This is a genomic window from Pseudomonas sp. OIL-1 (genome assembly GCF_010669185.1).
Taxonomy (GTDB): domain Bacteria; phylum Pseudomonadota; class Gammaproteobacteria; order Pseudomonadales; family Pseudomonadaceae; genus Halopseudomonas; species Halopseudomonas profundi.
Genome location: NZ_CP048629.1, coordinates 3,704,699 through 3,723,806 on the forward strand (window position 1 = coordinate 3,704,699; position 19,108 = coordinate 3,723,806).

Genomic DNA, 19,108 nt, shown 5'->3' on the forward strand with positions numbered 1-19,108 from the left:
GAAAGCCTTCACTATTACCCTCAACCACAGCTTTATCGAAACAGTCAATACCAGTAACAACGAACCCTCCGGACTTCAAAAGCGAGTCAAACGCGACTTCTCTTTACCATCCCCGCAGGGTGAGGCCCCTGCGTGAATGCGTTCCAACTGACGCCCTTCCAGAGCGCCAACAAGATTAATGAAGAAAAAACTGCAAACCATATCAAACTTGCCTGCCAATATCCGAGAGCATTTCTGAAATCTGCCAGGAAGTAGCTCAACACCTCACCACTCCCTAATAAAAGGAACGCCCATAAAACTGGTTTGTAAAACGACAATAAGCTTATTTTTTTAAGACTGGTTATTAACGCAGCTAAATACAAAAATTGCGCCAACACAGCTGCAACAGCAACCCCGAAAACCCCCCCCATTGCTCCTGCGGCGAACGCAAACGCGATAGAAACCACTGCACACCCTAAGGAAAGCAAGGCGAGGCGCCCTATCTTACGATGAACCTCAAGTCGCTTTTGTATATAAACAGAAACAGAGGCGAGAAAGATTGCAACAAAGGCAAGAAATACCGTTCCGCGTGTTATGCCCACCGGTTTTTCGGTGATCAGAGCGAAAATCTCCAGACCCAAAAAGTGCAAGAAAACCCAGAAAGCAGTAAATGAAATAACCAAAAAAGACACCGAGGCTTGGACAATGTCCATGGCGAAATGGCCTTCCCTGAAGCGATTAATCAACAGCGAGTGGACCATCATCAGGAGCGGCATACTCAGGAGCCCCGCCCCCCCTACAAACAGGTCTTTAAGCGAAAGATACTCATCGCCGCCTTCGAGATTGTAGTAGCCTATTGCGAATCGGTCAGCCGCGGCCATAACCAGCATCCCGAGCATCCAGGGCGACAATGCAGCCCCATATCGGTAAATGGTGCGTAAATTAGTTATGTATACATCCTTACGGACCATGAATTCTCTTGGACCATATTCTTTTATCTTGACAAAGAGAAGGAACAATACCGCACCGAAATACCCTACCGATAATGAAGCAAGAGCCAACTTGTAGCTAACCGCTACGTATTCGAATAAAACAAGCATTACAACTACTTGGCCCGTCGCCTGAATGACCACAGCGACCAATTGATGTTTGACAAGAAACCCTGCCTGGAACACCGCCGAAAGAAAAAAGAATAAAATCTGGCTAAAACACAGAATCGAGACACTAATAAAAGCTTCTCTCTCCACGAAGAAGATAGATACCAAGCCAGCAATCGAAGCCGCTATCGGGGCTATAGCAATCAGTGTCCACAGGCAACTATAGAATAAATCCGGCTGACTCTTTGCCCCAGCGGCGTAATAAATATAAGAATTCCCTATCCAGGCGCTGCTCAGCTGCGCAGCGATCAAGGCAGACACTACACCAACAGAGTAATTTACATACCCACCTTCAGGGAATAACGAATACAGCAGAAAAATAAAATAAATACCCAGAAACGCAGGAACCAGCTTTACCGGAACATATAATAATAACTTCCCAAAAAACGTTGATGAATTCATCTTACGTGAGTCCCAGCAAGCGCGAAATGTTGTATTTTAAATCTTTAGCAGATAGCAAACTTGGCTCCAGCAATAAATGAGACCACCCTGGGTTGCTCCCAGAGAAGGCGATTGTCAACCGCTTGGCGCGGGGAGAAGCACAGCTACTGCGAGAGCGTAGCCCCTCGCCAGACACGTATTTTTAGTGAGAAGCAGTAGCCGGCAAGCTCAACGCCGATCAGTCCGAAAAGAGAGAAGCCGTGGCAGCTCGGTCAAACAATATCGCCGCCGTGTTCAGCTACCTAACCGTTTGTGTTTACTCTTGCCGCGTCCACCTTGAATAATTTTTCGTAGCGCTAAACACGCTACCGCCCCAAGATTTGCTGTCGGTTTCTTGAGAACAGATTATTAAATTGTGTAAGCCGACCGCTCCAACCACGGCGCGGCCAAGGGGTAGAGAATAATAGTCGGTCCCTACCCCGGGTGTCAGTTACTAGTCGGCTGATCTAACGATACTGCGAAGATGAACAACAGGGCAGCCAAGGAACAGCGTGGTCTCGGCGGATGCTTCACCCATCGGATAGGCATCCCGGCCGTCACGAGACGATGACACGGACTTCTGCCGTGATTCTCGTCAAAATTGCGGTCCACTCGGATCTATAGCGCATGGTAAAGCTTTGCCCAGGTGTGATTTCTTCTAACATCCTGCCCCGGTTTAACCATGCGTTTGACTGCTAGTAGATCCATATCGCAGCTACCTTGCCGAACCAGTCGGGCAAATCGCGATGAACAATTTGACGCGCATAGTACTTTGCAGTTCCATGGGGCACAAGGATCGTGCCAGCAGGTTATCAAACGTCGGGGCCAGAGGAGTTGATGACAGCGAATCGACTAAGCCGCGATTTTCGAAGCGGCTCCTCGCTAGGAGAATGTGACGATGGTCTGCGCACCGTCCAGCGATAGCTTCGTTCGCCAGACGGATCACATGTGACGCGAGGGAAATGGAAATTAGAGAACGGCTGCCACCAGCAGCGCACCTGCACTACAGGAGGGTTTATAGTTTAGAAGAGCCTGTCGGCGAGTCCGAACGCGGCCCGAGGCGCTCACCAACCCAGAAAACCCACGCTTCTGTGGAGAGAGATTACCAACGTCGCTCTCTTCCTGGAGATAAAGAGCGCGCCCGCACTAGCTCACGATACCGTTGCACCACCGAATCAGAGCCCCCCTGGGAACGTCGAGCACCAGCTCGATGCAGCCAACCCGCCGGCAAGTTCTGAGCCTTAAGAAAAACCTTGGTACGAGCTGGTGCTCGAACTTCCCAGAACCCCGAGTGCTTAGCGCGTCCGGAGGCGTAGCGCGCCTGCGCTACGCCAAGGTTTGTGAATGCATACCTCTCCCAACACGACACCGTTCTCAAACCTGCCACCCAATGTTGTCACTACCGCCACCGATAGGCATCTTGATTGTGGCATCGACACCAAGGAGCAGGTCATGATGAAACGCCGACTCGTTTTGTGCCTGGATGGCACCTGGAACTCCAACGACAAGAGCGACACGATAACCAACGTCGTCAAGCTACTGCGCTCTATTCCCGCCGTCTCATCCGACGGCATCAGCCAGATCGTCTACTACGACCGTGGGGTCGGCACCAGCCGGGGTGAAAAGATTGTCGGCGGCTTCAGCGGTGCCGGGCTGGATGCAAACGTCATCGACGGATACCGCTTTCTCGGTAACAACTACCAGCCCGGCGACGAAATCTATATCTTTGGATTCTCCAGAGGCGCCTATACCGCCCGTAGCCTGGCAGGGCTGGTCGATCTTGCTGGCGTATTACACCCGTCCTGCCTTGGCAGACAGCTCGACCAGCTATTGGACATTCGCCGTTCGGATACAGAAGCAGAGCACAAGCGAAACGGTATTGCCCGGATTCCAGCCATCCAAAGGCATGAACAGGTAAGCATCAAATGCATTGGCGTATGGGACACCGTTGGGTCATTGGGCATCCCAGGAGACTGGGCAAGACACAAGTCCTTTTCTTCCCGCTGGTACTTCCATGACGTGCATCTGGGGCCGCATGTTCAGGTAGCCCTGCACGCCCTGGCCATCGACGAAAAACGTGCCGCCTTCCCACCGACCCTATGGGAAAAACCCATAAACGAACCGCTCCCGCCTGGGCAGGTGGTCGAGCAAGTCTGGTTTCCCGGTGTCCACTCGAATATAGGCGGATCCTATGCAGACAGCCGACTTTCGGATATTACCCTGGACTGGATGATCAAACGCCTGAGGGCACATACGAACCTGGAACTTGCCGATGTAGTTCTTGACCCCGCCAGCCGAACGATAGAGGACTGTATAAAGGGTAAAGGCATCGAAAGCAGAACCCTGCTGTATCGCGCAATGCTCAGCAATACCTTTCCGTATCTGCGAACCATCTGCAATGTCCTTACCCCAGCAACCGGCAAAATAGACGGGTTGATCCGAAATAACGTCAACCCGCTACATAGCCGCCGCAACATACCCAAGGAAGGCGAGCAAACCGTCAATGAACGTTTGCATATCTCTGCTTTGCAGCGCTGGCAACTGAAACACGTCGAACATGACGCCCCGGAGCGCAGGCCAATACCCCCTACACCCTATCGGCCCCCAAACCTGACCGAAGTCATTAAACAGATACGCGCTCATCCTGCTGCGGCAACGGTTCCCGTAGTCGGGTGGGATGGCGAACTGATCGCTCCCGAGCAAGCCCCCTGGCCCACCGGAGATTAAAATCCCGTCAAATGGAGCCCAATCCCATGGTTGCAAGAACAGGGGCAGATGATCATTAATCCAACCCACAATACCTGCAGAACTACGCCAACCCCGTAGGAGGGCCGCCCCCGGCGCGACGCTGGCCGAAGGACAGCCAATACTATCTATCCGGGTTCAAAGCCTCAAGCCAACCCAGCCCGCCCCCGCGCTGCAATAGTGAGAACAGGCATCCAGGTGATCTTGACACGACCTAGTGCTCGACCCTCTCAGGTCTCGTGTTCAGAAACCGCAATCAATGCAAGCAGACGGCGATCAACAGTCCGATAAACACCGAAACCGCAGATACCGCCGGTTCCGCCTTGCATCCTCAACTTCTGAGCTTCATGTTGTTGAGGACGGGGCGGGGCCCGCCCACGAATCCCCAATGTAAATAGCGATGCCGCTTATTCCAGGAGCAAGAAGCGAAAACGCATAAGACGTATCAGCGAGCACCAAAGCCTGTTAGCACCGTTCGGATCGTCTTGTACACTATGAGCACATCAAGCCAAATAGAGAAATGCTTGATGTAATAAAAATCATGCTCGATCTTGATCTGAGTGTCTTCAGCGTCCGCAGCATAGCCATGGACAACCTGGGCCCAGCCAGTAATGCCAGGTTTAACCACGTGGCGATACGTATAAAAGGGTATGTGTTCCTCAAACTGATTTACGAAGAACCGTTGTTCAGGGCGCGGGCCTATCAGGCTCATGTCACCCCTGAGCACATTGAGAAACTGCGGTAGCTCATCCAACCGGGTCTTCCGGATAAACCTTCCAAACCCGGTGATACGCATGTCATTAGCCTGGGCAAATTGCGCGCCGTTTTTCTCTGAATCCGCGCACATGCTACGCAGCTTATACACTCTGAAATTACGATTGCCCTGCCCCACCCTGTCCTGGATGAAGAACATAGGCCCGTCACTCTCCAGCTTGACGATTAACCCTGTCACAAGCATGACAGGCAGCCACACTGGCGAAGTGATCAAGACGACGCTCACATCTATTAGTCGCTTTACCACCTCATAGCCCGGCGAAGGAAGAAGAGCCCCAAACTCATTCTCCGCCAGGTGATCGATCTTTACCCGGCCAGTAAGGGATTCATCAACCTGTTTGTAATGGTAAACAGGAATACGGGCCATCGTGCAGTGCGCTAAAAACCGCTCCCACACTGGGGGCAAATCCGGCGCATGCAGGTCAGCCACTACTCCATCGTAGCGCCTGCCAGTTAAGTCCGGCATGGTCAATAGCGTCTTGCTGACGCCCTTACCACCGTCCAACCCCAACGCCCGTCCAAAGGGTACAATCGCGTACTTTGGTTTTCTGAAACGCGCTCGAAGCGCATGCCGACCCAGCCCCCAGGCTGCAGCCACGAAAAAGGAGCCAGCAACAAGCTGTACAGCTCGCTCTTGCTCTAGAGCAATAAGCAGAACGAACAATAGCGCATAGCTCAGAGCGATCGTCGCAACAATGTCGGCCCGAGTTTGACGAGATGCGTACCGCTGCATGCGTCTGAGCCCAATCCACAGCAAGCAGAAAACGGCTGAACATGCAATCCAGGTATCTAGTATCAGATCCTGCGGACGCGAGTTAAGCCATTCATCTCGAAGAAACCAGAGCGGAACTAGAGAAACCAGGATTAAACCAACCAGCGCCTGAAAAGCGCCACTGAAAATGACCCTTTCATACCAACGTGAATGTCGTCTTTGTAATAGAATATCCACAAATACATCCTTAATTTGCGTATTGCATTAGTTTGTCGCTGGAATCCAGAACCAACTTGTCGACAAAAGACAAAAACCTTTCAATTTGCACCAAACACGATAGCGTGTTAATCACGAGACGCTGCGATGCAGCTGAACAGCATTCACTCGTGCATGAGCGCTATTGTTAATTTTGTCGACAAAATTATTCAAAAACCAATATACCTATCATTCTTGAGCTAGCACAGCCGAATAAACTAACATCGTCCTTTCTAGCATATCTTCGAAAACGAACTCCCTATTAAACTTTTCTCTCCCTTTCAACCCCATCTGCTGCCTCAACTCCGGGGATTCCAACATTCTCCGCAGAACACGGACTAGGCCTTGCTGATCATTACGATCCACTACAAAACCAGTTTCCCCATGGTCAATCGCTTCAGGAACTCCCCCTACCCTGGACGCGATAACAGGCAGACCTGCCCTCATCGCCTCCAGAATAACAAGAGGAAGCCCTTCCCAGTCAGAAACCAGAAGAAAAACATCAGACGCGAGCAAACGATTGTGTACATCGGAGCACGCACCGGCAAAATAAACCTTTTCTGACAATCCTAACTCGCGAGCCAGATCCTGAACATCTTGTAGTAATGGGCCATCCCCCACTAGTTCAAGCGTCCAGTTCAGCTCATTTAAGTGCGACAGCGCTTGCAATAATGCCCGCTGGTTTTTTTGCTCAGCGAAGCGCGCGACCATGATGAGCCTAACATCATTATTCGCTTCGGAAATTTCCGTATTGATTTGCAGGTCAGGTATTCCGTTGTGTACGCTAGATACCAAGGACGCATCGCAAACCTTCAGCTTAAGCGCCAAGTCCATATCGTAGTTTGATACGGTGATTATTCTATTCGTGAAGCGAGCCATAAATCGTTCAACTTCCGTGTAAAACCAGCGCCTTCTTGCAGAAACCCCCTCCGTGAAAGCCCAGCCATGCGCCGTAAATACAACTCCCACTGGTAGCCCAATACAGGACAGTCGTCCTAGCACACCCGCTTTTGAAGAATGGAGATGAACGATATCCGGAGCAATCTTGACTATCATTTTCCGCAATTCAAAAATACCACGAACGTCCTTAACCGGATCGACATCCCTTTTCATGCAATTCAAGCTTATATAGTCAACCCCGCGCTTGGCAGCTATCTCACTGACGACCCCGGAACCTCCAGCTAATATCCAAACATCATGTCCTTTTCTGCGCATGCCGTCTGCAAGATCTAGAACGTGAACGCTCGCCCCGCCTATTTCGTCGGAGCGAGTAACTACATACACAATTTTCATGCTAAACCCTATATCAAGACACCGTCATCTCGAAAACAGCCGATGCGGCTCGTAAAATTTTCTAAAACAATCTGCTGGTCGGCCTGCTCCCGTGCACCGGGCCCAAAAAACTATTTTTGTCAGTAAGACACCAACTATTTCTGCGCTAGAATGGAATCGAGCAGAGAAGCATGGAAGCGATGGAAAGGATTGGTCAGTTTGCGAAAAAACGCACCATGGAATCCCAGCTCGCGACTGAGGATGGTGGGGCGCCGGTACAGCTGGCGACCGATTTAAATGGGGACTCGATCTTAAATGCCGCATCGGCGTCAACGCGAACCGCTCATCAGTAGTTAAAAGTGTATTTCAGGACAACAATAGACGTCATGTATTGCGTCCGAACCGAAGACCTTCCTTATTCTGCCCCACAAGTTTTCAAGCGGGATACACGTAAAAACCTGTTCGCGGTATCTACCGAACAAAACTCCGCTACCACCGATGTATATTCGCCGCCGTAACCCCCAGCTCGCAGCCGTTTCATACAGTTAAGCGAAACGAAAGAATTTAACGAAAGGACTGATTAATATTTTGGTAACAAAAACGAGCCCTAACGCGAGAAAAAGCAATATAGTTCCCTTCTGAAAAACAAAAGATGAAAAGTCTCCTGTCAATGTCGTTGACAAAAACAATATCGGAAGAACGTATATCTTCGCGACAATATCCCCAAAAAACCATCGAAGAGCATAAAAAAGTATAAAACTTCTTATCAGATAAGCGAACGCCATTATAAACGGAGAAATCGCCATCAATAAATACCCACCTATACCAAACGCCTCTGCAATGAATAATGAGTTCTTAACGCCCGTTGCCGAATAATCCCTCCCTTCGGTAAACAACATGAGTTCTTTGGAAAAAATCGGGTAGTCAACAAAAAAGCTCGCGAACGGGATCGTGTGCCAAGCGTATTCAGGATTTTGAAATTCAATAGAGAGCGTTTCATAGACCCCAGCCATCTGCCCTACACCAAGCCTGCTAACCAAGTATTGCCAGAAGCGTTGAAGATCAAGATCCGGTACTTGCAGGGAAACCACATAAAACATGAGACTACTGATCAAGGCTGCATATATCGGAAACATAATTGAAAATTTAACAACCGATACTTTGGGTCGAAAGAAAAACATGTATGCCATTACAAACAGGATCACATAATTAATCGCCGGTCCTTTAGCTCCCCCAGCGGTCGCCAAAACGAAGCCCACGACGAAAACAACAAGGCAGCCAAGTTTATTTCTTAAAAAAAGTAGATATGCTGCAAATATTGCTGAAACCCAGCATGAAAACCCCACCACATAGCTTATTTGGCTAGGCAGAGAGCTGGCATAAGTATTCTCTAATCTTACATGCAACAGGTTCTTTCCTGTAATCAGAGATACAAAAAAAGCATGCTCGTACCCAAGAAACGAAATGGCTACGAGCAACAACGAAGCCCCAGCAACTATAGATGAAATCGAGAATAGGGAAATCTTACTTCGGCCAGCCGAACTAACCATGTCACTGCCAGCCACCTCCAGCGCTGCTCTTTTGAACAAATAGCGTAAAAGGAATATAAGCAGAACGAAGTAAACGGCGAAAGAGTAAATCACCCAAAGCGAGATTTGAAACACCAAACCCTGCTCCACCATCATCAAACCGGAGAAGCTGCTGACAGGGTAAATCGAGAGAAGGACAAGCGGCATAAATATCAGCGCCACTTCCTTATAGAAAATAAACGACCAGATACTAGAGTATCCTTCGCTCGCTGATATTATTGTCCCCTTAGCATAGGGCAGCGCCACGCCAAAAAGAATCAAAATAGAAAATAGTATGAAAACACTATCTAGCACTTTATATTTACCTTAACCCGAGGATCATCGACAGCTTTCCTACGAGGGAAAGGTTTTCTTCCGCAAACCGTCTTACTGATTCCTTGCATGGCAACTCGCGTCCTTTGAGACTGTAAAGCAGCTCAACCAAGCTTTCGACGCTATCATCATTCGACACGACAAATCTAAAAGGTGAATTTTCTTCGAAATCCGGGTCCTTACCGACACCGATTACCGGTAGCCCTCTGGCGATATATTCGCGCGTTTTCAGGTCAGAGGCCTCATTCAAACCTTTTCTATAGAGCCCAAGACTGGAAATGCCTATATGAGCACCGCAAAATGCACGATCAAGCTCATCTCCTCTTAACATTCCAGTGAATGAGACTTGGTCACGCAAGCCAAGATTTTCCACCAACCTTTTTAACTTCTGTAGCTCGTCACCATCGCCCACAAGGGTTAACTGGACACTGTCGAAACCGTATTTTTCTTTCAATACAGCAAGCGCATTGATTAATCTGTCATAACCATGCCAGCTAGCAAGTTGGGCCACGCCGATAAGCCGCAGATTATCGTCAGGCCAGACGTTTTTCACTAAAGGAATATTGTCATCAATAGCAATTCCGTTTCCAATTTTTAAGGTTTTACCTGAAACCCCTAACGAAAACCATGCCCCTTCCGCTGCATACTGGATAACCAGGCTTGCAGGGTAAAGCACCCAGCCGCCTGAACAGTAGCTCCAAATTTTTCTGAAAAGGCCTTTCATCTTGTTTTTGGTCGTAGCGTCGATTTCTTTTAATCCAATAATTCTAGGTGTCGGAACGTCTATAATAACTACATGCCCCCGAACTCTATGGGTGACCATAACCAAAAATAGAACTGGGAAAACCAGGTCCGAAAAACGGATCATGATAATGTCTGCGTCTTCTTTTATCAGCGAAACAATGAATTTAATCACACCGGACCTGCTTGTTGGAAAGACATTTCCTTTAGAAACGAGACCCAGATGCGCTGCTGCCAGGACGGTATTATCGATTTTTCTTGCCACACCAGGCGACCTGGCGCGATCAACCAAAGCGAAGTAACTAAAGATTTTTTTTTGCACTGACAAAACCTATTAAAGCGTGCGGGCAACACGGGGAATTCTGTGCTAGGCCGCCAGATGGGAGAACAGGAATACTCAGGAGACAGCGCCTGTACTTAACCAAAAATACGCTGATACAGCGCTCTTTCAGGCTTGTCATTAAACTGCGAGTTATGCCACAACAGCGTAAAACACCCTTGCACAGCGCGGCACCGCTGCTTCAACAGTTCAAATTTCTCGAAAGCTACTTCACCTGCTCCTAGCCCCAAATACCGCTCCGCCATCACTGTGCACTCCATAGCAATCAAAGGCCTGATTCGCAGTCTTAATGTTTCGCCTTCGGCAGGATCGAAAGCCGGGTACTCGAAACATGTACCGCAACGAAACCCCGGACGGTCGGCGTAGCTCAGGGTGCTGTCATATGTCATCCCAGCAAGCTCCCACCCGAGCATGGTGGTTGGGTGTTCCCAGCGTAGATAGTGCATACGGCCACCAAAATCCTGTTGCTTTATGCCTTCTTCGCTCATCGCTTTTCTAAGGCGATTTGCTTCGGTGACTATGGCTTGCGGGTTTTGGTAGGTGTTGTAGCTGGGATGCAATCCTATTTCATGACCGCGCTGGTGGATGCGGCGCATCAGCTCTCGTATGGCTGGGTGTTCTGGTTCGTAGTCTGCGTCTCTGCTGGGGTCGGTTCGTCCGCAGATGAAGTAGAAGGCGCTGGTCAGGCCATGTTTTTCGGATTGGTCCATGATCCAGTCGAAGGTGTTCGCGGGATCGGCTGGGTGTAATCTGTGCCGGCTGTTGATTCTGATCCATGGGGCCAGCGCTGCGCTTTTGAAGTCGCCTCGTTTCAGCACATCTCCAGCCATTCCTCGGACCAGGCTTTTGGCGCTACAGAATCCATAACGGCTCGGGCCATCTACGTCGTGGGAGACTTTCATGGAGAACTGGTGCTGTTTTAACGTGAGCCCTGGCCATTGGCGCTGTATGACTTGCCCGAGTATATGCAGCCATTCATCTACTATGGGACGCTCGAGATAATCATGCTTGAACGCGTGTGATGATATGGCAGGAAAGCGCTGGTGGTCGTCCAAGTCCGAGCGCCCTACTTCCTCAAGACGGGTCAGCATCCAGTAGGCCAAGCCCAGGATGTCGTAATGGATTACTGCTCCGTTATCACTTATTTCAATCAGCGGGCTGGGCAAACCTGTTTCGGACGGTGCTGGCAGCCAATCGTCTATGGGAGCGGTGTAACCTTCTGCTGGAGCATCCCATTGGTGACACGGAAAAACGGAGCGTGATTGGTGAAACACCGCTTGTAATCGGTCGAAGCGAATACTGCCTTCACTGCTCTGTAGGGTGAGCACCAGGGCCTCGGCTTCTTGAGCCAGGGTAAAGGCGTGGCCGAAGCGTTCGTCTAAGATAGATGTAAGCCAAAAAAGAGCAGAGGTAGAAAATTGATGCATGAAATTAAAACCTTTGATGGGGACTGTCAGCTACTAATAAAACCACGAAAAGAAATCTTACTTTATTGTTTTTTAGTTGGTTACATGGCTCACTAACCCACTCACACAAAACTCCGCGCCTTGTCAGCCACTGAAGTACTGGCAACACCCATGTAGTATCCATTGCAGTGACTACGCTGATGTCTATGCGCTTGTACGCCTGCAGCAGCTGGACGGTCAGGATGGGCATGATGCGAATATATCTGACCAGCAGTGATTCCTGATACAAAAACTTCTCGACGCGCTTCACTTCTTTACTGGCATTTCTTTTGGCGAACAGTCCGTGCTTGGGCCGGCTTAAATCACGCTTATAAATCGAGCCAACCATCAACACTTCTAAGTCCTAAACAATTGAACTCTTCATCCAGTACCGCGCCGAGTATGGGCAATAACTGATCACCCAACTTGGTAAAATCCTCTTCACTTAGCTCAACCCCATCAGGCAGCGGGACGCGGTTGAATGACACCAGCAAGGCGTTAATCGTGGCAAAGTAAGCCTGCATCCGCGGAGTATGGTGACGCACTTTAAGGTCAAGCCACAGCTTGTGTTTTTCTAGCGTTTTTTCCGTGCGATGAAAGAAAAAACGCAACTTTTCAACCGGTGAAAAAATGTCCGCGTATTGAATATTCGGGGCATGGGAAAGGCCATACCATGGCTTAAGATGATCTCGCGTAACATGGCCGCTTGTAGTTGGCGCATCCCGAACTTCTGCGTATTGCTTTCCATAACCGCAAAAACTCTTGCTGAGCATCAACCCGCTTTTCCAAAATCACCCCTGTTACCCGCGTGCGCTCGTCTTTTTTCTTGAGGTAAAAGGTGGTGACAAAAGCGATGAGTAAACCAGCCAGTAAGATGGAAACGAGAGTGATGGCACCTTCCCAGAGAAAACGGGGTAACCGAGGTAGGTTTCGGGGGTTTGCATGGGATTTATTTCTTTTTAAACAACCATGGCCAAGGTATCGGCCACACATACATTGTTTTACCTTTCTTCCCCAATTCAATTGATCGATCTATGAGTGTGTTTGCACGAATAGCGTAAAGCTCTAAACCACCCTTAGCATCCTCAATTAACTCATCATTACTAAAAAACTTAGCAAGCTTTGGCGTATAAATCTGGCCTGTTCTTTTTTTGTAGCAATGCTCACCTATCACACCCGATGCATCTCTATAGCTGTAACAAACGGTATCTTTAAATAATTTTTTAAAATATGCATTGTCCTCACACAATGCACTTTCTACACAATGGACGGCAGTTGCAATTTTAAGTCGATGCCCAACACCAAAACCAACAACCCAAGCATTATGAAGATTACGCAAGCGATAGTACGGTGAGTATTCATCCCATGAAGTTTTACTTTTATGATGCTCACTAGTTAGATACTCCGCATTAGCACCTAACGCACACACAGAGTGATTAAGATTAATGCTACGCAAAACATGAGGATAACGCCGAAATATCTCAGTTAGCATTCCGCCTGCTGAAGGTGTTCTTTTAACATTAAATACAGCACCTTCTACTTGATTTTTATAATCAGGAAAAGCAGGCATTGCCAAAGTCCCCTGCTCGCCTAAGTAACTCACTATAGTTTCAATCAGTTCAGCTGCTGTAAAACTGCCGCTATTTAATGCTTCCCAAGCAGAATGCAGCATGACTGTATCGCCGGGCTGTATTCCAGAGCTCTCAAGAAAACTCTGTATTTCCTCAAGGGTAACGCTCGATGGCGTTTGAACTTCTGGTGATGTCCAGTAACGCTGATGCATGTATGCAGAAATACGTGCAGCCAAATAGCTTGGTACTGCTAACGCATGTCTGAAAAAACGTCTCATGCAGTTACACCTTTGCTTTCCAGTGACTTAACAATTGCACTGACAGTGATAATCTTTTCTAGCTCATCAAAATCAAAACCAATATCAAAGGCTTCTTCTAGTTCTAAAACGATGAGCGTGTGATTCAAAGAATCCCAATTATCAGTCACGCTCAAGCCTGAATCCGCATTTAAAGCATTCAATGGCTGCTTAATCACTGTTGCTATTATCTCTAAAACCTTGGTTTGTACACTCACGCTGAAAGACTCCTTACTAACGCTTTTTTATCAATTTTCCCGCTTTGATTTAATGGGAAATCCGTAACAAATACATAACGAGTTGGCACCATATAGTGCGGTACTAAATTTTGCACATGCGAGTCTATATCTTTTTCTATTAACTCGGAGCATTTATTTAAACGAACAAAAGCAATCAGCGATGCTTCTGACTGATCACCGAAAGCAACAACAGCACTGACATCAACACCATTGATACCATCTATAATTTTAGACACCTCATCAGGGTGTACACGATAGCCGCGAATTTTAACCAAGCCATCGATACGCCCCTTTAGGTAAACCAAGCCATCATCCACATAAGCCAGATCACCTGTTTTATATAGAGGACGATCAATAAAAGACAGGCTTGGATCATTGGTAAAAGCTGATTTAGTCAGCTCGCTATCACCATGGTATCCCATCATCAACTGAGGCCCTGAAACACACAACTCACCTTCAGAACAAGGTTGATTCTCATCATTGAGTAATACAAAATCCAAAGAATCAAAGCACTTACCTATAGGTACAGGCTTATCCGCTAACGCAAGCTGTTCCTTATTATCTAACCGCACAGAAAAACAATTGATCGTGACTTCAGTCGGTCCGTATACATTATAAAAATGCGCATCACCTGTAAGAGTTTTATAATCGTTGACTAACTGCCACGGAAAACGATCGCCGCCTGATAACAATAAATTAATAGAGGAAAGATCAGCCCCGCGTTTTTGTTTCGCAAACGCTGTCAGGGCTAAATGCGTTGTAGGCACAGAATAAAGCACATCAATTTTATACTTCATAATCATCGCCAAAACACTTGGAATATTCGTGTTATGACGCGCTACACCAATGCTAGTACCAAAGGCTAGAGCAAAAGCAATATCACCCATGGTGATATCAAACGTCAGTTCTGATGTGAGTAATAAACGCTTAGATGCAGAGTATTCAGAGAAATAACGCCGAGTCCAATCAATATAAGAACGAAAAGAAGCAGCTGATATTACAACGCCTTTAGGTTCACCCGTCGAACCCGAAGTAAAAATAATATATGCAATGTCAGCAGGACGCAAAGGTCGTGCCTTAGCTGCGAACTCATTAACGCTATCACTTTGATTGAACAGCTCCACACTATTTATAATTTTAAATCGAGTATCTAGCTCTTCGCTATTTTTATTGTCGGTGATAATTGCAGCAGGCTTAATTCTAGAAATAATATCTAGAGTTTTCTGTAACGGCCAAGCTGTATTGAGCGGAGCAACATAAAAACCAGCTGCCCATGCAGCCATCATTACAGCAATATAATGCGAGCCTCGCTCCATTAAAATACAAACACCTTGCTGACGGCCACATGGATGCGAAACAACCTTCTCTAATAAATTAGCAGTAGCATTTGAGACATTCTGTGAACTCAAATCAGACTGCCCATCAAAATATTCTATTTGATTAATTTTAGTGTCATCAAAGATGGTGTTTAAAATCTTATTCATAACTAACCCCTTATGCCTTGACAAAACAAAATGGATCCTTAATTCAGCAACAAGTTATTTGACTTTAGCTTTCTCATTCTTATAACCCTAACCATATTGCTCTCAATGCCACGCCCTATAAAATAAACTAATCAAATTACTTATCGAACCAATTAATTAAATAGTACCTTTCCGCACCAGTAACAGGGTCGGTGTATTGCTCTACCGGCTCAGCACCCACTTTTAATGTCACAGCTAAAGAAGCTTTATTATCAACATCAATTCTTGAAGAAATACCACTTAAATAAGTACCACCAAAATTCACAACACCTTTACGCCTTAACCTAGAGCCAATACCTAGCCCTTGGAAACTATGTTCTATACCAACAAACCCATCATGTATAGTATTTTGCCTTACATCTTTCTTATTAAAATAAAACATATTTAAGCCGATTATTTTCTCTTCGCCTTGCTCTTTCTTGCTAACAACGATAACTATTTTATTACCTACAAGCCAATAGACGAAGCGTCGGGCTAACGCTATATTTGAGCCGCCATTCATTAATACATACAGATTATTAATTGAAGTTAATTCTGAACGGTGCATACCACGGTAGGTTATGCCATTTTCAGTTTCACTTTGCACTGCGGGTAGTCTAAGAGACATTTTCAAGTCACGAAAAATAAGAGCAGCTTGTCTAGCAGCAACTACTGGCAAACGTAATATTTTTTTCATTATTAAAAAACCTAGCTACCAAAATCTTTCAGGAAGAAATATGCCACTCGTCCATTTGAGCAATAACCTTTTCTTTCTAGCTCCTCTACATCTTTTTTATTATATGCAGATTCAAGCAATAAAAGTGACTTAGGTTTTACTATCAATTTATAACCCTTTGCCAACAAAGGCCGGATACCCAGCTTTTTAATAATATTTAGCTGCGAAACTCTTTTAGCAAAACCAGCATCTGAGGCATTACTTACATTCGCCTCAGCAATATTTTTACTGTATGCGAGGTATTTATTTTGCACATATTCGGTATACCACTCATGATTCCTCAAAGATAAAGGTAAGTCTTCAAAGAATCTAACAAACTCTTTATCCCATAATGGAATCCACCAGTCGTAATCAAAAAACTCATAGACGCGTGCTGAGTTAAAAATAAACTTCGACTGCCGATTTTTCCAGTTATGCTTCTCACATTCATTTGCAAACTGTTGTGCAGTATAAGTAGCTTGCAAAACGATTGACTTTTCAATTTTCTCTTTAAACATACTCACTGAAGACTGAGCATTTTCATGTTGAGTAAGGCAGTAATGCTTATTAAATAAATGTTCTACCAGATCATCCTTGGTATATTCCGCAGATAAATCTGCGTGTATAAAATTGGGTATATGCGAGCCAGCAACCATGTCGCCACTATGCCCAGGCGCAAACACAGCATTGTTCTCCACAATACCTTGCTCTTTCATGATTTTTACCGCCAGCCAATCTTGCAAATGTGCCAAGCTTGTCCAGTTTGAGCCTTCAAGCTGATAGCGCTTACGCTCGTCTGTTTGCCATGCAGCTTGCCAAAGTGCTTCTGTGTACTCAACAAAGCGCCATTCAAGGCCGAGGTTGTCGGCAACAATTTTGCTGTATGCCGCCTCTTTATTACCTTTGGCACCATAGGTAAAGGTCAGGATATTGTCATAATTGGCCTCTTTAAGCAGTACGGCAATCAAACGTGAGTCATAGCCACCACTGAGCGGGATCACAATTTGCCGACCATTCGCATAACGGATCAGGTTATCGATAGATGCCAAGGCGGCTTTATCAAGTTGCTGGTATAGGTCGGCTTCGTTGTAGCTTTCTGGCTCGGTATGCAAAAAGCGGTAATAGCGCTCGGTAGCCAGTTCTGGTAGGCCGTTTTTTTCATCCACCAATAGCAGCTCGCCGGCCTGTAACTGCTTCACATCCGGGAAAAGCGTATCTTGCCCGGTCACATAGCCGGCAAGCTGGAATTCATCCCTAGCGAGTGGGTCCATCTTTGTATTGCCTACCTGCTCGCGTACCCACTCCGCCTCGTCAGAAAGAAAAAAGGTTTGGTCTTTCAGTGCGTAGAACAAAGGAATGGAACGTATATGATCCACGGCTGCGTAGGTTCTATTCTGCTGTTGCCAGACAAGGGCGTAGAACCCATTTTGCGCTTGCAAGGCTTGGCCGACTTGTTCCGGAGTTTTGGCTTCAAGCAGGCTATTCAGCGGCTGCCAGCACGTGCCTCGTTGTTGAATAGCCCCATCCAGCTTGTTTTGCCACAGCGGCGATGGCAGATGCAGTTTGATGGTCACGATGTATGTGCCTTGCGGAAGATGTTCAGGTAATACGCGCCCAAGAGAATACTGCTGAAGCCGATACCGGCCATCAGCCAGGATAGCTCTGTGGGCGCCAGATGAAGTGCAAGCCCAAGGGGAAGCAGGCATAGGATCGCCTGCGTACATGCGGTTAAGGTCGGGCGAAGGACGGCGCTTAGGGGATTACCGGAAGCCAGGCATACCCACAGCAGGAACCCGATCCAGAACAAGGCGCTGACCGCTGCGAACAGCATAACGGTGAGCATCAAATCGTCAAAAAGACTGGCGCCGATAAAAACCGCCAGTACTCTCACTGACAAAAGCCCGGCCTGAAAGAGCAAACCCTGCCGCTCCCGCTCCATGATAGAAAACAGCGTGGAAAGCGGCGAGGTAATAAACACCATATACAGCCAGGGCGCCATCCAGCGGGCAAACTCACCGGCTTGACGCCAGCTTTCCCCGAACACAAAGAAAAACAATTCTGGCGCACCGATAACCAGCAAGAGTGTGGCTGGCATCGCAATTTCAGCCAGTTTTCGATGAACCTTTTCAACCAGTGGTGCCAGACGCCCTTCCCGGTAGGCTTCGGCTGCGTTAGAAAAAAACACTTTGCCAATGGCATCTCCCAGAACAGACATGGGCATAGCCAGCACCCGGTGCGCAAGGGCGTAAAGACCAGCCGCTCCAGCACTGAAGAAAGCAGCGAACATCAACGGCGGAAGTTGAGTGCCCGCGGTGTTGAACAAGCCGGACCAGGTGGAAAACATGGGAAATTGCTTATAACGCTTGGCTGCTTGCCAAACGCCAGACCAACACCAGCTTCTGAACTCTTCGTGCTTTAAGGCACTGCGTGCCAAACGAAAACTACCCACACCCTGCCCGCCGGCCTGGCCATACAGCAGCGCAATACCGCCCAGCTTATAGCCAAGCAATTGCACTGCCAAAGTTGCCAGCGTTTGACTGATACGGGTTTTTGCAATATCTGGGAAGGCCTTTGTACGAATTGCCCAGTAGTTGAATACGTTATAAATTCCTGTGAGCAGTACGCCTATAGGCAGCAACCAAAAATAACTGGCCAAGCCGGGAGCATCCAATGCCAGCGCTAACTGGTTCCCGGCAAGCATGACCATCAGGCCGGCGATGCAGGTCATCAGTAGCACCATCAGTAGACTGAGCACCAGCACATTAGCCGCTTCTGTATGGCTCTTCGGCAACGGGATTGCCAGCTCATAGCGTAGGCTGGCTATCACAGTAAAGAGTGACAGAAGACCGACATAGACAGCTAAAAGACCAAAATCTTCCGGACTGTACAAGCGGGTCAGCAGTGGCGCAGCCAGTACCATTAACACCTGGGCACCTGCCGTTCCGCCTACCAGTACGCCGACACCACGGGCGAAAGCGCTTTTTGGCAAAAGCTTTTTTATAGGTGAAAGAAGTTGGTTCAAGGGTGGGTACTACTGTTCTGTA

15 protein-coding genes are annotated in these 19,108 nt (G+C 47.6%); 1 reads left to right on the plus strand and 14 read right to left on the minus strand.

Going from position 1 to position 19,108, the window contains the following annotated elements:
• Positions 1-86: 86 nt before the first annotated feature.
• On the minus strand, positions 87-1,538 hold the full coding sequence (locus G3M63_RS17080) for a sugar transporter (protein WP_163983885.1): 1,452 nt from the start codon (positions 1,536-1,538) through the stop codon (positions 87-89).
• Between the two features lie 1,362 nt (positions 1,539-2,900).
• Here G3M63_RS17080 and G3M63_RS17085 point away from each other — a divergent pair.
• Positions 2,901-4,283 carry a DUF2235 domain-containing protein gene (locus G3M63_RS17085; protein WP_218573627.1) on the plus strand — a complete coding sequence of 461 codons (1,383 nt, stop codon included), beginning with the start codon at positions 2,901-2,903 and terminating at the stop codon, positions 4,281-4,283.
• A 463-nt stretch (positions 4,284-4,746) separates the two neighbouring features.
• Here the strand turns inward: G3M63_RS17085 and G3M63_RS19610 are convergent, their stop codons facing one another.
• The 13 genes from G3M63_RS19610 to G3M63_RS17150 all read right to left on the minus strand — a co-directional run bounded on the left by G3M63_RS19610 (position 4,747) and on the right by G3M63_RS17150 (position 19,086).
• A complete protein-coding gene (locus G3M63_RS19610) occupies positions 4,747-6,024 on the minus strand; it encodes an exopolysaccharide biosynthesis polyprenyl glycosylphosphotransferase (protein ID WP_256669862.1) in 1,278 nt (425 codons plus the stop codon).
• Positions 6,025-6,231: 207 nt separating this feature from the next.
• Positions 6,232-7,335 carry a glycosyltransferase family 4 protein gene (locus G3M63_RS17095; protein ID WP_163983886.1) on the minus strand — a complete coding sequence of 368 codons (1,104 nt, stop codon included), beginning with the start codon at positions 7,333-7,335 and terminating at the stop codon, positions 6,232-6,234.
• Between the two features lie 524 nt (positions 7,336-7,859).
• Positions 7,860-9,197: a hypothetical protein gene (locus tag G3M63_RS17100; protein WP_163983887.1), complete on the minus strand. Its 1,338-nt coding sequence runs from the start codon at positions 9,195-9,197 to the stop codon at positions 7,860-7,862.
• Positions 9,198-9,204: 7 nt separating this feature from the next.
• The gene (locus G3M63_RS17105) at positions 9,205-10,278 is read right to left on the minus strand and encodes a glycosyltransferase (protein ID WP_163983888.1); all 1,074 of its coding nucleotides are present in this window, start codon (positions 10,276-10,278) and stop codon (positions 9,205-9,207) included.
• 95 nt (positions 10,279-10,373) lie between these two features.
• Positions 10,374-11,723 carry a polysaccharide deacetylase family protein gene (locus G3M63_RS17110; protein ID WP_163983889.1) on the minus strand — a complete coding sequence of 450 codons (1,350 nt, stop codon included), beginning with the start codon at positions 11,721-11,723 and terminating at the stop codon, positions 10,374-10,376.
• 4 nt (positions 11,724-11,727) lie between these two features.
• Positions 11,728-12,096, minus strand: a complete 369-nt coding sequence (locus G3M63_RS17115; protein WP_163983890.1) for a hypothetical protein — start codon at positions 12,094-12,096, stop codon at positions 11,728-11,730.
• Positions 12,071-12,514: a hypothetical protein gene (locus G3M63_RS17120; protein ID WP_163983891.1), complete on the minus strand. Its 444-nt coding sequence runs from the start codon at positions 12,512-12,514 to the stop codon at positions 12,071-12,073. The genes G3M63_RS17115 and G3M63_RS17120 overlap by 26 nt, the downstream gene beginning before the upstream one ends.
• Before the next feature lie 176 nt (positions 12,515-12,690).
• Entirely contained in the window at positions 12,691-13,590 is a 900-nt protein-coding gene (locus G3M63_RS17125) for an AAC(3) family N-acetyltransferase (protein WP_163983892.1), read from the minus strand.
• Positions 13,587-13,826 (minus strand): acyl carrier protein, encoded by a 240-nt coding sequence (locus tag G3M63_RS17130; RefSeq protein WP_163983893.1) that lies wholly within the window; start codon positions 13,824-13,826, stop codon positions 13,587-13,589. Before G3M63_RS17130 ends, G3M63_RS17125 begins: the two co-directional genes overlap by 4 nt.
• Entirely contained in the window at positions 13,823-15,331 is a 1,509-nt protein-coding gene (locus tag G3M63_RS17135) for an AMP-binding protein (protein WP_163983894.1), read from the minus strand. The genes G3M63_RS17130 and G3M63_RS17135 overlap by 4 nt, the downstream gene beginning before the upstream one ends.
• Positions 15,332-15,467: 136 nt before the next feature.
• A complete protein-coding gene (locus G3M63_RS17140) occupies positions 15,468-16,046 on the minus strand; it encodes a hypothetical protein (protein WP_163983895.1) in 579 nt (192 codons plus the stop codon).
• 11 nt (positions 16,047-16,057) lie between these two features.
• Positions 16,058-17,638, minus strand: coding sequence for an asparagine synthetase B family protein (locus tag G3M63_RS17145; protein ID WP_163983896.1), 1,581 nt, complete (start codon positions 17,636-17,638; stop codon positions 16,058-16,060).
• Positions 17,635-19,086, minus strand: coding sequence for a lipopolysaccharide biosynthesis protein (locus G3M63_RS17150; protein WP_163983897.1), 1,452 nt, complete (start codon positions 19,084-19,086; stop codon positions 17,635-17,637). Before G3M63_RS17150 ends, G3M63_RS17145 begins: the two co-directional genes overlap by 4 nt.
• Between the last annotated feature and the right edge of the window lie 22 nt (positions 19,087-19,108).

Coding starts and splice junctions, on each gene's coding strand:
- G3M63_RS17080 (WP_163983885.1), bottom strand. CDS start 1,538: ATGAATTCATCAACGTTTTTTGGGAAGTTATTATTATATGTTCCGGTA.
- G3M63_RS17085 (WP_218573627.1), top strand. CDS start 2,901: ATGCATACCTCTCCCAACACGACACCGTTCTCAAACCTGCCACCCAAT.
- G3M63_RS17095 (WP_163983886.1), bottom strand. CDS start 7,335: ATGAAAATTGTGTATGTAGTTACTCGCTCCGACGAAATAGGCGGGGCG.
- G3M63_RS17110 (WP_163983889.1), bottom strand. CDS start 11,723: ATGCATCAATTTTCTACCTCTGCTCTTTTTTGGCTTACATCTATCTTA.
- G3M63_RS17120 (WP_163983891.1), bottom strand. CDS start 12,514: ATGCTCAGCAAGAGTTTTTGCGGTTATGGAAAGCAATACGCAGAAGTT.
- G3M63_RS17125 (WP_163983892.1), bottom strand. CDS start 13,590: ATGAGACGTTTTTTCAGACATGCGTTAGCAGTACCAAGCTATTTGGCT.
- G3M63_RS17135 (WP_163983894.1), bottom strand. CDS start 15,331: ATGAATAAGATTTTAAACACCATCTTTGATGACACTAAAATTAATCAA.
- G3M63_RS17140 (WP_163983895.1), bottom strand. CDS start 16,046: ATGAAAAAAATATTACGTTTGCCAGTAGTTGCTGCTAGACAAGCTGCT.